15 protein-coding genes are annotated in these 14,756 nt (G+C 74.2%); 5 read left to right on the top strand and 10 right to left on the bottom strand.

Translation table 11 applies throughout. From position 1 onward, the window contains the following. Positions 1–72: 72 nt before the first annotated feature. Positions 73–1,272: a S1 family peptidase gene (locus FJK98_RS07900; protein ID WP_145918438.1), complete on the bottom strand. Its 1,200-nt coding sequence runs from the start codon at positions 1,270–1,272 to the stop codon at positions 73–75. Between the two features lie 184 nt (positions 1,273–1,456). Between FJK98_RS07900 and FJK98_RS07895 the strand changes: the two genes are divergently transcribed. Together FJK98_RS07895 and FJK98_RS07890 are read left to right on the top strand one after the other, a co-directional pair. After that, complete coding sequence (locus FJK98_RS07895; protein ID WP_145918437.1) at positions 1,457–2,341, top strand: helix-turn-helix domain-containing protein; 885 nt, start codon at positions 1,457–1,459, stop codon at positions 2,339–2,341. Between the two features lie 197 nt (positions 2,342–2,538). Continuing rightward, positions 2,539–3,531 (top strand): SMP-30/gluconolactonase/LRE family protein, encoded by a 993-nt coding sequence (locus tag FJK98_RS07890; protein WP_145918436.1) that lies wholly within the window; start codon positions 2,539–2,541, stop codon positions 3,529–3,531. Between the two features lie 34 nt (positions 3,532–3,565). Here the strand turns inward: FJK98_RS07890 and FJK98_RS07885 are convergent, their stop codons facing one another. The 5 genes from FJK98_RS07885 to FJK98_RS07865 all read right to left on the bottom strand — a co-directional run bounded on the left by FJK98_RS07885 (position 3,566) and on the right by FJK98_RS07865 (position 9,066). Continuing rightward, a complete protein-coding gene (locus FJK98_RS07885) occupies positions 3,566–5,254 on the bottom strand; it encodes a ribonuclease J (RefSeq protein ID WP_145918435.1) in 1,689 nt (562 codons plus the stop codon). 52 nt (positions 5,255–5,306) lie between these two features. Continuing rightward, on the bottom strand, positions 5,307–6,233 hold the full coding sequence (dapA, locus tag FJK98_RS07880) for a 4-hydroxy-tetrahydrodipicolinate synthase (protein ID WP_145918434.1): 927 nt from the start codon (positions 6,231–6,233) through the stop codon (positions 5,307–5,309). 46 nt (positions 6,234–6,279) lie between these two features. Continuing rightward, positions 6,280–7,023 (bottom strand): FAD-dependent thymidylate synthase, encoded by a 744-nt coding sequence (gene thyX / locus FJK98_RS07875; RefSeq protein WP_145922631.1) that lies wholly within the window; start codon positions 7,021–7,023, stop codon positions 6,280–6,282. 137 nt (positions 7,024–7,160) lie between these two features. After that, positions 7,161–7,832: a DUF2752 domain-containing protein gene (locus FJK98_RS07870; protein ID WP_145918433.1), complete on the bottom strand. Its 672-nt coding sequence runs from the start codon at positions 7,830–7,832 to the stop codon at positions 7,161–7,163. Positions 7,833–7,836: 4 nt separating this feature from the next. Beyond that, positions 7,837–9,066 (bottom strand): winged helix-turn-helix domain-containing protein, encoded by a 1,230-nt coding sequence (locus FJK98_RS07865; RefSeq protein WP_145918432.1) that lies wholly within the window; start codon positions 9,064–9,066, stop codon positions 7,837–7,839. A gap of 78 nt (positions 9,067–9,144) precedes the next feature. Here FJK98_RS07865 and FJK98_RS07860 point away from each other — a divergent pair, with 78 nt between their 5' ends. After that, positions 9,145–9,696, top strand: coding sequence for a GNAT family N-acetyltransferase (locus FJK98_RS07860; RefSeq protein WP_145918431.1), 552 nt, complete (start codon positions 9,145–9,147; stop codon positions 9,694–9,696). On the opposite strand, the gene FJK98_RS07855 is transcribed toward FJK98_RS07860, so the two are convergent. Then, a complete protein-coding gene (locus tag FJK98_RS07855; RefSeq protein ID WP_145918430.1) occupies positions 9,595–10,932 on the bottom strand; it encodes a glycosyltransferase 87 family protein in 1,338 nt (445 codons plus the stop codon). The two genes, FJK98_RS07860 and FJK98_RS07855, sit on opposite strands and share 102 nt — an antisense overlap. A gap of 36 nt (positions 10,933–10,968) precedes the next feature. On the opposite strand from FJK98_RS07855, the gene FJK98_RS07850 reads away from it, so the two are divergent. Together FJK98_RS07850 and FJK98_RS07845 are read left to right on the top strand one after the other, a co-directional pair. Then, positions 10,969–11,550, top strand: a complete 582-nt coding sequence (locus tag FJK98_RS07850) for a GNAT family N-acetyltransferase (RefSeq protein ID WP_145918429.1) — start codon at positions 10,969–10,971, stop codon at positions 11,548–11,550. A 73-nt stretch (positions 11,551–11,623) separates the two neighbouring features. Then, the gene (locus FJK98_RS07845; RefSeq protein WP_145918428.1) at positions 11,624–12,004 is read left to right on the top strand and encodes a VOC family protein; all 381 of its coding nucleotides are present in this window, start codon (positions 11,624–11,626) and stop codon (positions 12,002–12,004) included. A 12-nt stretch (positions 12,005–12,016) separates the two neighbouring features. Here the strand turns inward: FJK98_RS07845 and FJK98_RS07840 are convergent, their stop codons facing one another. The 3 genes from FJK98_RS07840 to FJK98_RS07830 all read right to left on the bottom strand — a co-directional run bounded on the left by FJK98_RS07840 (position 12,017) and on the right by FJK98_RS07830 (position 14,754). Then, complete coding sequence (locus tag FJK98_RS07840; RefSeq protein WP_145918427.1) at positions 12,017–12,487, bottom strand: GNAT family N-acetyltransferase; 471 nt, start codon at positions 12,485–12,487, stop codon at positions 12,017–12,019. Between the two features lie 128 nt (positions 12,488–12,615). Continuing rightward, positions 12,616–13,383, bottom strand: coding sequence for a 4-hydroxy-tetrahydrodipicolinate reductase (gene dapB, locus FJK98_RS07835; RefSeq protein ID WP_145918426.1), 768 nt, complete (start codon positions 13,381–13,383; stop codon positions 12,616–12,618). An 84-nt stretch (positions 13,384–13,467) separates the two neighbouring features. After that, complete coding sequence (locus tag FJK98_RS07830; RefSeq protein WP_145922630.1) at positions 13,468–14,754, bottom strand: pitrilysin family protein; 1,287 nt, start codon at positions 14,752–14,754, stop codon at positions 13,468–13,470. Between the last annotated feature and the right edge of the window lie 2 nt (positions 14,755–14,756).

Raw genomic sequence — 14,756 nt, 5'->3', positions numbered from 1 at the left:
CCGCCGTCCCGGATACGGGAGCGGCCCCCGACCTCCGGGCGGTGGAGGTCGGGGGCCGCGGTACCGGGGTGCTCAGCGACCGCGTCGGGTCCCCTGCTGGCCGCCGTCGGCGGTGACCAGGGTCAGGTTGTTGCGCTGGAGGATCTCGTTGACCGGCTGGAAGAACGTGACGCCGCCGACGGTGCAGTCACCGGAGCCGCCGGAGGTGACCCCCTGCGCCTGGTCGCCGGCGATCCACGAGCCACCGGAGTCGCCCGGTTCGGCGCAGACGTCGGTCCGGGTCAGGCCGGTCACCGTCCCCTCCGGGTAGTTGACGGTGGCGTTGCGGGCCTGGACGACGCCGCACCGGGCCCCGGTGGTGGAGCCGGAACGGCAGATCGACGCGCCGGGCGGCACCTCGGTGGAGCCGTTGACCGGCACCGTGCCGCCGTTGAAGTCGCTGACCACCCCCTGCGGGGTCCACTGGCCGTTGGTCCGCACGAACGCCCAGTCGTCACGGGGGAACGACGACGCCGCGAACACCCCCTGCCGGGCCTGGTTGAACCCGGTGGTGCGGTCACCGACCCGGCCGCAGTGCCCGGCGGTGACGAACCCGCCCACCACGGAGAAGCCGATCGAGCAGCGCCCGACGTCGTTGATAAAGAACGGGTCGCCGCCGACCAGGTCGAACAGCGGGCGCGGCTGCTCCCGGGAGGTGGTGACCCGCACCGCGTCCGCCGGGGCCCCGCTGCCCGCCGCCCACCGGCGGGCCCGCGCCTCGGCACCCGGCTGGGCGAGCACCACCACCGAGTTGGTGGCGACGTCGACGTACCAGCCGGCGATGGCCGGGGACGCCTGCCCGCCCACCGCGTCGAGCCGGGTCTTCGCCGCGTCCAGCTCGCCGACCGCGCGCTCGACCGGCTTGGGCACCGCACCGGCGGCCCGGACCCGGTCGGCCTGGGCGGGGTCGGCGACCGCCACGTTCAGGGTGGACCCGTCGCCGCTGAGCCAGGCCCCGCCGTAGTCGTTGCCGAGGGCCGCCCGCAGCCCGGTCAACCGGACGGCGGCCTGCTGCTCGGCGGTCAACCGCCGGACCGCCTGGTCCCGGCTGATCCGCAGGTCGCGGCTGAGCGCGTCCACCACCTCGGGGGCCGGTCCGCCGGCCGCGCGGGCGTCGGGCCCCCCGGCGCGTGGCGTGCCCTGGTCGCCGGCGAACGACGGCAGGGTCACCGCCGCCGTCAGTCCCGCTGCCGCCAGCACGACGCCGATCGCTGTCATCCGTCTGCGGTCCATCCGTCATGCTCCTCCCGGCCGACGCGGGGTACGCCCGCCGGACGGAGGTACGGAGGCGGCCACCGTTCGGATGAGCCGAACCGCAGTTATCGACGTACGGTGACCGCCTGGCCACCCGATCTCCGTCCTGCCTATCCCCCGCAGGGTGTGGTTGGCCGGGTGGCCGCCGCCAATACTGGGAGCCATGCAGGCGCAACGACAGCTCGGCGAGTTCCTCCGCTCGCGACGCTCCCGGCTCAGCCCGGAGGAGGCCGGGGTGCCCACCTACAGCGGCCGACGGCGGGTGCCGGGGCTGCGCCGGGAGGAACTGGCCCTGCTGGCCGGGGTGAGTGCCTCGTACTACGCCCGGCTGGAGCAGGGGCAGGCCACGAACGCCTCACCCGAGGTGCTGGACGCGCTCAGCCGGGCGCTGCGGCTCGACGCCGCGGAACGCCGCCACCTGTCCGGGCTGGCCGCCGGCCCCCGCCGCCCGGCCGTCCGCCGGCCCCCGCCGGAACGGGTCGACGCCGCCGTACACCAGCTCGTCGCCGCCCTCGGGGACGTGCCCGTGCTGGTGCTCGGCCGCCGGCTCGACGTGCTGGCCTGGAACACCGCCGGGCACGCCCTGTTCGCCGGTCACCTGGAACCCGACGCGGTGGACCGGCCGGACCGGCGGCCCAACATGGCCCGGCTGGTCTTCCTCGACGCGCACACCCGTGACCTGTACGTCGACTGGCCGGCCAAGGCACGGGCCGTGGTGGCGACCCTGCGGATGACCTCCGGGCAGCACCCGACGGACCCGCTGCTGGCCACGCTGGTCGGCGAACTCGCGGTGGGCAGCCCCGAGTTCGCCGCCCGGTGGGCCGACCACCGGGTCAAGGCCGGCGGCACCGCCGCGTACGAGATGCGGCACCCGCTGGTCGGCGCGCTGACCGTCACCCAGCAGAGCCTGCGCACCGAGGACGACCAGACGGTCGTCGTCGCCACCACCGCACCGGGTTCCCCGTCGCAGGCGGCGATGACCCTGCTGGTGCACGCCGCGGTCACCGGCCGCGCCACCGCCCGGCAACCCCTGCCCGAGCGCGGCTGACCCTCCACTCCCGCTTCCGGCGACACAGGTGCCGGCGTCCCCTCCCGCTGCGGCGGCCCACCGCCGGACACCGTCGTCCGGTGCGGTCCGACGCCGCGCCACACCACGCGACGACGGCGCTCCGACCGGGGCGTCCGGTCGTCCGTGCCCGCAACCGGACCCGCTCGGCGGGTCCGCGCACCCACGAAGGACGAACCATGCGCAGAAGAATCCGTACCCTCGCGGTGGCCGTCGCGGCAGTCGGCGTCCTGGCCGCACCGGCGACGCACCCGGCACCGGCGGTGGCCGGCCCGGCGGGAAGCGTCCCGGCCGCCACCTCCGGCCCGTCGACCCTGCCGGCCCGGATCGCGGTCCACTTCGACCCGACGACGGGGCAGCTCCCGGAGAACATCGCGTGGGCCCCGGACGGCACCGCCTACCTCACCTTCGCGGCGGCCCGGCAGGTCGTCGCCGTCGAACCGGCGGGCCGGACCCGGGTGCTGGCCACCCTGCCCGCCCCCGCCGACGGTGGTGTGCACACCCCGGTGCTCGGCTTCGCCCTGACCACCGGGATCGTCCGGACCGGCGACGGCACCCTGTACTTCCTGTACGCCAGCGGCGACGCCGCCGGCACCGGCCTCTACCGGCTGACGCCCGGTCAGCCGCCCCGGCGGATCGCCGCGCTGCCCGCCACCGGGCTGCCGAACGGGCTGGCTCTCGACCCGGCCGGCCGGACGTTCTACCTGACCGACTCGGTGCTCGGCACCGTCTCCACGGTGCCGCTGGCCGGCGGCCCGGCCCGGGTCTGGTCGTCGGCGTCCGCCCTCGCCGCGACGGGCTTCCTCGGCGTCAACGGCGTCAAGGTGCGTGGCGGCGCGGTCTGGGTGACCAACCTGGACCAGGGCACCCTGCTGCGGATTCCGCTGCGGCAGGGCCGCCCGGGAGCCGTCGAGGTCAGGGCGACCGGGCTGGTCGGCATCGACGACTTCGCGTTCACCCCCGACGGCCGGGTCGTCGCCGCCCTCAACGGGCCCAACACGGTGGTCGGCATCGACCACGACGGGCGGACCCGGACCCTGCTGACCGGTGCCGACGGGCTCCAGAACCCCACCTCGGTGGCCGTACGCGGGCACACGGTCCTGGTGGCCAGCGCCGCCTACGTCACCGCGACCGACCCCAACCTGATCGTGGCCACCCTGCGCCACCGCTGAGCCGACCGCGCGAACGGGCCGGTGGGGAACCCGTTCAGACCTCGACGACGGTCGGGACGATCATCGGGCGGCGGCGGTACGCGTCGTTGACCCAGCGCCCGACGGTGCGCCGGACGATCTGCTGGAGCTGGTGCGGATCGGTGATGCCGTCCGCGGCGGCCCGGTTCAGCGCCTCGGTGACCAGCGGGATCACCGGGTTGAACGCGGCCGGGTCCTCGGAGAAGCCCTTCGCCGACAGGGTCGGGCCGGCGACCACCTTGCCGGTGACCGAGTCGACGACGACGGTGGTGGCGATGAAACCGCCGTCACCGAGGATCCGCCGCTCGGTGAGCAGCGACTCGCTGACGTCACCCACGGCCAGGCCGTCGACGTAGACGTAGCGGCTCTTCACGTGCCCGACCACGCTGGCCCGGCCCTCGACCAGGTCGACGACGTCGCCGTCCTCGCAGATCACCACCCGGTCCGGGGCGACGCCGGACTCGATGCCGAGCCGGGCGTGCGCCCGCAGGTGCCGCCACTCGCCGTGCACCGGCATCAGGTTGCTCGGGCGCACCACGTTGAGCAGGTAGAGCAGTTCACCGGCCGGGGCGTGCCCGGAGACGTGCACCTTGGCGACGTCCTTGTGCACCACCACCGCGCCGGCCCGGGCCAGCCGGTTGATCACCCGGTAGACCGAGGTCTCGTTGCCGGGGACCAGCGACGAGGCGAGCACGACCGTGTCGCCGGGGGCGATGGTGATGTGCCGGTGGTCGCCGCTGGCCATCCGGCCCAGGGCGCTCATCGGCTCGCCCTGCGAACCGGTGGACATCAGCACGATCTGGTCGGGCGGCAGCGTGGTGGCCTCCTCGATGCCGATCACCAGACCGGCCGGGATGTTGAGCAGGCCGAGGTCGCGGGCGATGCCCATGTTGCGGACCATCGACCGGCCGATCAGCGCCACCTTGCGGCCGTGCTCCAGCGCCGAGTCGAAGACCTGCTGCACCCGGTGCACGTGCGAGGCGAACGAGGCGACGATGATCCGCCCCTTCGCCTTCGCGAAGATCGAGTCGAGCACCGGCCCGATCTCCCGCTCCGGGGTGACGAAACCGGGGATCTCGGCGTTGGTGGAGTCCGACAGCAGCAGGTCGACGCCCTCCGCGCCGAGCCGGGCGAAGCCGGCCAGGTCGGTGATCCGGCCGTCCAGCGGGAGCTGGTCCATCTTGAAGTCACCGGTGTGCAGCACCAGGCCGGCCGGGGTACGCACGGCCACCGCGAGGGCGTCCGGGATCGAGTGGTTGACCGCGAAGAACTCGCACTCGAACGGGCCCAGCCGCTCCCGGCCGCCCTCCCGCACGGTCAGCGTGTAGGGCTGGATGCGCCGCTCGGCCAGCTTCGCCTCGACCAGGGCGAGGGTGAACTGGGAGCCGACCAGGGGGATGTCCGGCTTGTGGGCGAGCAGGTACGGCACCGCGCCGATGTGGTCCTCGTGACCGTGGGTCAGCACGATCGCCTGCACGTCGGCCAGCCGGTCCAGGATCGGCCCGAAGTCGGGCAGGATCAGGTCCACCCCGGGCTGCTCCACGTCGGGGAAGAGCACCCCGCAGTCGACGATCAGCAGCTTGCCGTCGTACTCGAAGACGGTCATGTTCCGGCCGATGGCACCGAGTCCGCCGAGCGGGATGATCCGCAGCCCGCCCTCGGGCAGCGGCGGGGGAAGTTCACCCTCGAATTGCGCCTCGGTCACGCGTCCACCTCATTCTGCGACGCCGTAACCCGGCGTCCGTCGTGTCGTTCGATCATTCGGGCAGGTCCAGGCCCGCCGCCGCGCAGTCCGCGCGCAGCAGGGCCAGTTCGTCGTCGGTGGCGTCCACCAGCGGCGGACGCACCGGGCCGGCGGGCAGGCCCAGCACGTTCAGGCCCGCCTTCACCAGGATGGTGCCCGGGCTGCGGAAGATCCCGGTGAACAGCGGCAGCAGCCGCCGGTGCAGGGCCAGCGCCGTGCCGGTGTCACCCGCGTCGTACGCCTCGATCATCTGCTTGGCGAGCGCGCCGGTGAAGTGGGTCGACGTGCCGACCAGCCCGACCCCGCCGACCGCCAGGGTGGGCAGGGTGAGCGAGTCCTCGCCACTGTAGAAGGCGAGGTCGGTGCGGCTGGTCACCCAGCCGGTGGCGGTCAGGTCGCCCTTGGCGTCCTTGACCGCGACGATCCGCTCGTGCGCGGCGAGCCGCACCAGCGTCTCGGTCTCGATCGGCACCCCGGCGCGGTGCGGGATGTCGTACATCATGATCGGCAGGCCGGTGCCGTCGGCGACCGCGGTGAAGTGCGCCACCAGCCCCCGCTGCGGCGGCCTGCTGTAGTACGGGGTCACCACCAGCAGGCCGTGCGCGCCGGCCTTCTCGGCCGCGGCGGCCAACTCGATGGTGTGCCGGGTGTCGTTGGTGCCGACGCCGGCCACGATCTGCGCCCGGTCACCGATCGCCTCGACCACCGCGCGGATCAGCGTCTCCTTCTCCGCGTCCGAGGTGGTCGGCGACTCGCCGGTGGTGCCGTTGAGCACCAGCGCGTCGTTGCCCTGCTCGTCGACGAGGTAGGTCGCCAGCCGGACGGCCCCGTCGAGATCGAGGGAGCCGTCGGTGGTGAACGGGGTCGCCATCGCGGTGAGCAGCCGCCCGAACGGGCGCGACAGGCCCCGGTCGGGGGCGGCAGGGTGGTCGTGCGTCATGCTCACAACCTAGCGGACGAGCACCGGACAGCCGGTGGGGAAGGGCTCAGGACAGCTGTGCGTGCGGGCTGGTCGCCACCTCGGTGCCGTCGGGCAGCGCCGAGACGACGAAGTCGGCGAAGACGTTCGGGGCGACCCGCTGGAGCTGCCGCAGGCACTCCACGGCCAGCTCACGGATCTCCACGTCGGCGTGCTCGGTGGCCCGCATCCCGATGAAGTGCCGCCAGGCGCGGTAGTTGCCGGTGACCACGATCCGGGTTTCGGTGGCGTTGGGCAGCACCGCCCGCGCCGCCTGCCGGGCCTGCTTACGGCGCAGCGTCGGGTTGGGCTCGTCGGCGAACCGCTGCTCCAGCCCCTCCAGCAGCTCGGTGTACGCCCGCACGCTCGCCTCGGCGGCCTCGACGAACCGCTTGTGCAGCTCCGGGTCGTCGGCGATCACCGCAGGCTCGACCATCGCCGCGTCCCGCTCCGGCACGTAACGCTGGGAGAGCTGGGAGTAGGAGAAGTGCCGGTGCCGGATCAGCTCGTGGGTGAACGAGCGGGACACTCCGGTGAAGTAGAACGTCACGCTGCCGTGCTCCAGCACCGACAGGTGCCCGACCTCCAGGATGTGCGCCAGGTAGCCGGCGTTGGTGGCGGTCGCCGGGTTCGGCTTCTTCCAGCTCTGGTAGCAGGCCCGGCCGGCGAACTCGGCGAGCGCCTGGCCGCCCTCGGCGTCGGTCGACCACGGCACGCCGTCGGGGGCCTGGAACTGGGTCCACGCGATCAACTGCACCTGGGGCTGCACCATCTCCGGCATTCCTGCGACTGTAGTGGCCCGGTGGGCTGCGGGGAAACTCGGGCCACCGCGCTGACCAGCGAGATCATGGACAGTTCCGGCCGGGGGCGGCGGCGGGTGGCCAACGTCTCCCACCCGGCCCCGGCCGGTCAGACGTACAGCGCGGTGAACGGTGCCCAGGGCAGGTTGCGCAGCACCGAGAAGGCCATCCAGACGGCGAGGAATCCGCCGATCACCGGGGAGCTGAGCCGCAGTTCGGGCAGCCGCCACCCGAACGCCTGCCGACCCGCCCAGGCGACGAAGAGGTAGGCCAGGAAGGGCACCGCGAAGACGAACACGGCGTGGTGGCGGGCGGCGGCCGGCAGGTCGGCGTGCAGCAGGTACCACAGCGCGCGGGTGCCCCCGCAGCCCGGACAGTCCAGCCCGGTGGTCAGCTTGAGCAGGCAGCTCGGCGCGGCGTCCGGGTCGCTGGTGGTCGGCTCGCTGACCAGCGCGTACCCCATCCCGGCGGCGACGCAGCCGAGCGCGGCCAGCGGTGCCGCCCAGCGCGGCGAACGGGCGTGCAGCCGGAGCACGAACCGGGTGAGCCGGTCCGGCTCGGGCGGCTGCCACACCACCGGCGGCCCCGCCGGCCAGGACCCGGGCGGCAACCCGTCGACGCCCGCGCCCGCCGCCGGGTGGGGGTGCGGCGCGGCCGGCGCGTCGACGGGGGGCGGGTCGCTCAGCGTGTGGGTGGTGCCGGCCGGTGCGGCACCGGTCGACGTCGGATCGGTGCCCTGCCCCGACCGGGTCGGCCCGGTCGGCCCGTCAACGCTCGTCACGGCCTCACGGTACACCGGTGAGGCTGCGCAACGCGGCGGTCAGCGGGGCGGCCAGGTCACCGGCCGCCGGTGGGGCGACCGCGTCCAGGCCGAGCCAGCCGGCGAGCCGGTGCAGCTCGGCGGCGAGCGCGACGGCGGTCTCCCCCGGGTCGATGCCGGGCTCCTGCCAGGCCGCCGGCACCAACAGCACCCCGGCCTTCCGGTCGGCCTTGAGGTCGACCCGGGCGGTGAACCGCTCGCCCTGCAGGAACGGCAGCACGTAGTAGCCGTGCACCCGCTGCGCGGCCGGCACGTAGATCTCGATCCGGTAGCCGAAGCCGAACAGCCGCTCGGTGCGGGCCCGCTCCCAGACCAGCGGGTCGAACGGGCTGACCAGGGTGTTGCCCCGGACCCGGCGGGGCAGCCGGGCGTCGACGTGCCGCCAGGCCGGCTGCCGCCACCCCTGCACCGTCACCGGCACCAGCTCACCGGCCTCGACCAGGTCGGCGACCGCCTGCCGGGCACCGGCCAGCGGGAGCCGGAAGTAGTCCCGCAGCTCCGGCTCGGCGGCCACCCCCAGCGACCGGGCGGCCACCGCGACCAGGGTGCGGTACGCCTGCGCGTCGGTCGGCGTGGGGGCGTCGAGCGCGGCCGCCGGCAGCACCCGTTCGGGCAGGTCGTAGCGGCGGGCGAAGGAGGGCGTCCGGTCGGCGGCGGTGACCTCGCCGGCCCAGAACAGGAACTCCAACGCCCGCTTCACCGCCGACCAGTTCCACCCCCAGTGACCGGTCTCCCGGGGCGCGTCGTGTTCGATCTCGGCGGCGGTCAGCGGCCCCCGGGCGGCCACCTCGTCGCGCACCCAGGCGACCAGCTCGGGCTGCTCGGCGGCGATCCGGCGCATCCCGCCCCAGGCGTCGTCGCGGGCCTTGGCCATCCGCCAGCGCAGCGCGGCGTGCAGCCCCACCGGCACCAGGGACGCCTCGTGCCCCCAGTATTCGAACAGCTCACGCGGGCGGCGGTAGGCGGCCGTGTCGAGCAGGCCGGTCGGGTAGGGCCCGAGCCGGCTGTAGAGCGGCAGGTAGTGCGCCCGTTGCAGCACGTTGACCGAATCCATCTGGATCAGCCCGACCCGGTCGAGCACCCGGCGCAGGTGCCGGCGGGTGGGCGCCCCGGCGGGCGGCGGGTCGGCGAAACCCTGGGCGGCGAGCGTCATCCGCCGGGCCTGGGCGAGCGAGAGCGATTCCGGTGCGACCATCGCCGACGACCCTAGACCAGTGGTACGACACCGGAGCGGACGCTGGACCGACCGCCCGTCGGGGCATAGAACGGACGCATGCTCACCATCCGCCGCGAGGAGCCCGACGACGCCGAGGCGATCGCCCGGGTGCACATCCACGGCTGGCAGGCCGGGTACGCCGGCATCATGCCGGCCGAGGTGCTGGTCCGACTCAACCCGGTGGCGTGGGCGCAACGCCGGCGGGATGTGGGCACGGCCGACCCGGAGCACCCGTTCACCACCCTGCTCGCCGAGGTCGACGGGCTGCCGGCCGGGTTCACCACCTTCGGGCCGTACCGCAACAACCAGGACCGGGGCGACCTGGACCCGGCGTACGGCGAGGTGCTGGCGATGTACGTCGAGCCGGCGCACTGGGGTGACGGCACCGCGCAGGCCCTGTTCGCCGCCGCCCGCGACGGGCTGGCGGCACGCGGCTGGCGGGAGTACCGGCTCTGGGTGCTCGCCGACAACACCCGCGCCCGCCGGTTCTACGAGCGGGCCGGCCTGTCAGTCGACGGCGAGCGGTCCCGTTACCCGGTGCCGCTGGCCGGTGGCGGTCCCCCGGTCCACCTCGACGAACTGCGCTACACCGGCCGGTTGCCCGGCTGAGCCGGCCGGCCGCCGCCCGACGCCGGGGTCGACCGGTCCCGTCGGGTCGCCGGGCCGGCCGCCGACCGGCGCCGCCCAGGTGCGGATCGGCAGCAGCACCAGCAGGGCGAGGCTGATCCAGACGTAGGTGTTGCTGCCCAGGAAGCCGCCGATCCCGGTGAAGTCCTTCTCCCAGGCCCAGACGATCCGGCTGCACAGCAGCGCGTAGCCGACCACCGCGCCGGCCAGCAGCGCGCGCCGCCGCAGGCTGCCGGCGGGCGCGGCGACCGCGTTGTCGACCAGCAGGATCAGCGCCGGGATCAACCAGACCAGGTGGTGCACCCAGGTGACCGGGCTGACCAGGCACATCAGCGCGCCGGTCAGGGCCAGCCCGGTGGCCTCGTCGCCGACGGCCACGGCGGCCCGGCAGCGCCACGCCCAGACGGCCAGGGTGACCAGCACCAGCGCCAGCCAGGCCAGGGTGCTCGGGTGCTCCGGGTCGAGCCGGGCCACCACCCCGCGCAGCGACTGGTTGGACACGAACGCCAACTCGCCCACCCGGTCGGTGTTCCACAGCGCCGACGTCCAGAACTCCCGGGCGGCGTCCGGGAAGATGGCCGCGGCGAGCAGGGTGGCCGCCGCGGCGGCGGCGACGGCGGTGCCGGCGGCCCGGAACCGCCGGGTGATCAGCAGGTAGACGATGAACACGCCCGGGGTCAGCTTGATCGCGGTGGCCAGCCCGATGCCCACCCCGGCCCACCGGTTGCCGGCCGGCAGCAGCCGCAGCAGGTCCACCGCCACCAGGAACAGCAGCAGCATGTTGACCTGGCCGAAGTTGACCGTCTCCCGCATCGGCTCGAACGCGGCGGCCAGGCAGAGCGCCACCGCCAGGACGAACCACCGGGTCCAGCCGGCCCGCCGGGCCACCGGGTCGAGCAGCCACCACACCAGCACCGCGCTGACCACCACCGTGGCGGCCACGCTGACGGTGATCGCGGCCGGCCACGGCAGGTACGCCATCGGCAGCATCACCAGGGCCGCGAACGGCGGGTAGGTGAAGCCGTACTGGGTGCCGGGCTTGAGGTAGTCGTAGATCTCGCCGTGGTCGTGTACCCAGAAGTGCAGCGCGCCGTAGTAGACCTTCAGGTCGAAGAAGCCGTGCCGGACGGCCGCCACGGAGAGGAAGGCGGCCACCGCGACGGCGAGCACCACCACCGCGACGACCTGCCCGGCCGTCCGCCTGGCCCCCTGCGCCACCGTCGTCTCCCTCGCTGTGGCCTAGGCTTTCGTGCCATGGCTCTGGGGTACGTCCGCCCGGCGCGTCCCGAGGACGCCGCCGAGATCGCCCGTGTGCAGCTCGCGACCTGGCGGGTCGCGTACCGTCGGCTGCTGCCCCGGCACGTGCTCGACAACCTGGACGAGGCGTGGCTCGCCCGGCGGTGGAGCGCGGCGGTGCAGGAGCCGCCCTCGGCCGCACACCAGGTGCTCGTCGCCGTGGAACAGGCCGAGCAATCCTATCTGGTGGGGTTCGCGGCTTCCGGGCCGGCGGACGCCGAAGCGCTCGCCCCGGGCGAGCCGGCCACGGCGCTGGGCGCCGGGGTGGTCGCGGTGACCGACCTGCTGGTCGAGCCGCGCTGGGGTCGGCGCGGGCACGGCAGCCGGCTGCTCGCCGCCGCCGTGGACGCCTGGCGCGGCGACGGGTTCACCCACGCGGTCGCCTGGACGTTCGACGGCGACGAGGCGACCCGTAGGTTCCTCACCAGCACCGGCTGGGAGCCGGACGGCGCGGCCCGCGCGCTGGACGTCGACGACATGCTCGTCCCCCAGGTACGGCTGCACGTCGCGGTCCCCACCGAACCGGACGACACGCCCTGACCCGGTCGGTTCTGTCGGCCCGCCCTGGTAGACCGGAGGCGGCGGTACGCCACCGACGGTGAGGGAGAAGGGCATGTTCCGGGAGACGAAGGCGTTCAGCGGGTTCTCGGCCGACGACACCGACCGGGCCCGGGAGTTCTACGCCGGCACCCTCGACCTGCGGGTGTCGCAGCTCGGCGGCCCCGGTGGGCTGCTGATGCTGCACCTGGCCGGCGACCGGGACGTGGTGGTCTATCCCAAGGCCGACCACGTGCCGGCGACGTTCACCGTGCTCAACTTCCCGGTAGCCGACGTCGACCGGGCGGTCGACGAGCTGACCGCACGCGGGGTGCGGTTCGCGCGCTACCCGGGGCTGCCGCAGGACGACCGGGGGATCATGCGCGACAACGGGCCGACGATCGCCTGGTTCACCGACCCGGCCGGCAACATCCTGTCCGTCATCGAGCAGGAGTGACCCCGCGCCCGGTCAGCGGCGCAGCTCGACGACCAGTTCGTCGTCCTCCACCGCCCCCGTCGGGGTGAAGCCCAGCGAGGCGTAGAGCCTCGCGGCGGCCGTGTTGTCCGGGTGGTACGACAACCGGACGGGGTGCCCGCCGTCCTGCCCGACCAGCCAGGTGGCGAGGGTACGCACGGCGGCCCGGCCCACCCCCCGACCCTGTTCGGCGGCGTCGACAAGCATCCCGCCGATCCACCGCGACCCGTCGTCGTCCACGCCCCACATGACGTGGCCGGCCACGGTCTCGTCGGCGTGGACCGCCAGCGACGTCCACACCTCGGAACGCGAGGTCAGCACCAGGTAGCGGGCCGCCAGCGCGGGCACCCACCCCCGCTGGTCGTCGCGGGGGGCCAGGTCGGCCACCGCCCGCCAGTTGTCGTCGTCCACCGGACGCAGGGTGACCCGCCGCCCGAGCCGATCGGTATGTCCGGAATCCAGCACCGGGGCAGCCTAGGGGCGCACGACGGTCCACCGCCAACGAATTCGCCGCCACCCGCACACGACGCCGGACCCGGCACCACACCGGCCCCGGCCGCACCGGGCACGGCGGCCGGACCGACGCGGCGGATCTAGTCGAGCAGGGGGTCCAGGCCGACGGTCAGGCCCGGCCGCTGCCGGACCGCCCGCACGGCCAGCAGCACCCCGGGCATGAACGACACCCGGTCGTACGAGTCGTGCCGGATGGTCAGCGTCTCGCCGAGGGTGCCGAACAGCACCTCCTGGTGGGCGAGCAGGCCGGTGGCGCGGACCGCGTGCACGCGTACCCCGTCGATGTCGGCGCCCCGCGCGCCGGGCACCTCGTCCTTGGTGGCGTCGGGGGCCGGGTCGAGGCCGGCCTCGGCGCGGGCCTGCGCGATCAGCCGGGCGGTGTGGGTGGCGGTGCCGCTCGGCGCGTCGAGCTTGCGCGGATGGTGCTGCTCGATGATCTCCACGGACTCGAAGTGCCGGGCCGCGCGGGCGGCGAACTGCATCATCAGCACCGCGCCGATGCCGAAGTTGGGGGCGATCACCACGCCGACGTCGGGCCGGTCGGCGAGCCAGCCACGCACCTGCTCCAGCCGCTGCCCGGTGAAGCCGGTGGTGCCGACCACCGCGTGGACGCCCTGGTCGATGCACCAGCGCAGATTGTCCATGACCACGTCCGGGGTGGTGAAGTCGACGACCACCTCGGCTGAGGCGGCGGCGGACAGCTCGTCACCCTGGTCGACGGCGGCCACCAGGGCCAGATCGTCGGCCCCGTCGACCGCCCGGCACACCTCGGCGCCCATCCGGCCCCGGGCACCCAGCACGCCGACCCGGACCGCCCCGCCCGGACCCTTCTCCTGCTCGTCAGTCACGCGGCACAACCTATCCCAATCGGGACGCGGGCCACCGCCGGACCACCACCGTCCCACCGGCCGGTCCACCGGGTGTGCGGCGGCTCAGCCGGCGAAGTCGTGCTCCCCGAACGGGCCGACCACCGCCAGCGACATCGGCCGGCCCAGCAGTTCGGCGGCGAGGGTGTTCACGTCGGCCACGGTCACCGCGTCGACCCGGGCCAGCAGCTCGTCCACCGGCATCAGGTCGCCGTAGAGCAGCTCGCCCTTGGCCAGCCGGCTCATCCGGGAGCCGGTGTCCTCCAGGCCCAGCACGAACGAGCCCTTGCTCATCCCCTTGCCCCGGGCCACCTCCGCCTCGGTGAGCCCGTCGGCGGCCACCCGGGCCAGTTCGGCGCGGGTCAACCGGAGTACCTCGTCCACCTTGCCCGGCGCGCAGCCGGCGTAGACGGCGAACAGGCCGCTGTCGGCGTACTGGCTGGCGTAGGAGTAGACCGAGTAGGCCAGGCCGCGCCGCTCGCGGATCTCCTGGAACAGCCGGCTGGACATCCCGCCGCCGAGGACGTTGTTGAGCACCCCGAGGGCGAACCGCCGCTCGTCGACCCGGTCGATGCCGGGGCAGCCGAGGATGACGTGCGCCTGCTCGGTCTCCTTCGGCTCGACCAGGACGGTGGCCGGCTTCGTGCGTACCGCCGGGGTGTTCGGCCGGGGCGTGCCCGGCGCGGCCGGGTCGGTGTCCAGCGGGGTGCCGCGCAGCGCCTGGCGGACCAGCCGGACCACGGCGGCGTGGTCGAGGTTGCCGGCGGCGGCGACGACGATCTGCGGCGCGGTGTACCGGCGGCGGTAGAAGCTCTGGATCTGCCTACGGGTCATCGGGGTGACCGTCTCCTCGGTGCCGGAGATCAACCGGCCGAGGGGGTGGTCACCGTAGACGGCGCGGGCGAAGAGGTCGTGCACCTCGTCGCCGGGCTCGTCGTCGTGCATGGCGATCTCTTCGAGGATGACCCCGCGTTCGGTCTCCACGTCGGCCGGTTCCAGCAGCGAGTCGGCGACCGCGTCGCACATCACGTCGATGGCCAGCGGCAGGTCCTCGTCGAGCACCCGCGCGTAGTAGCAGGTGTACTCCTTGGTGGTGAAGGCGTTGGTCTCGCCGCCCACCGCCTCGATCTCGGCCGAGATCTCCAGCGCGGTGCGCTTGTGGGTGCCCTTGAACAGCAGGTGTTCCAGGAAGTGCGCGGCACCGGCCTGCGGGCCCGTCTCGTCCCGCGAGCCGACCGTGACCCAGATGCCGAACGAGACGCTGCGCATCGTCGGGATCGCCTCGGTGAGCACCCGCAGCCCGCTGGGCAGCACGGTCCGCCGGACGGTGCCGCCCAGCGGGTCGTCACTGATCG

The sequence above is a fragment of the Micromonospora sp. HM134 genome, from assembly GCF_007833915.1.
In the GTDB taxonomy this organism is placed as follows: Bacteria; Actinomycetota; Actinomycetes; order Mycobacteriales; family Micromonosporaceae; genus Micromonospora; species Micromonospora wenchangensis.
The sequence above is the reverse complement of the archived record's forward strand: the minus strand, read 5'-3'. Positions and strand labels throughout refer to the sequence as shown.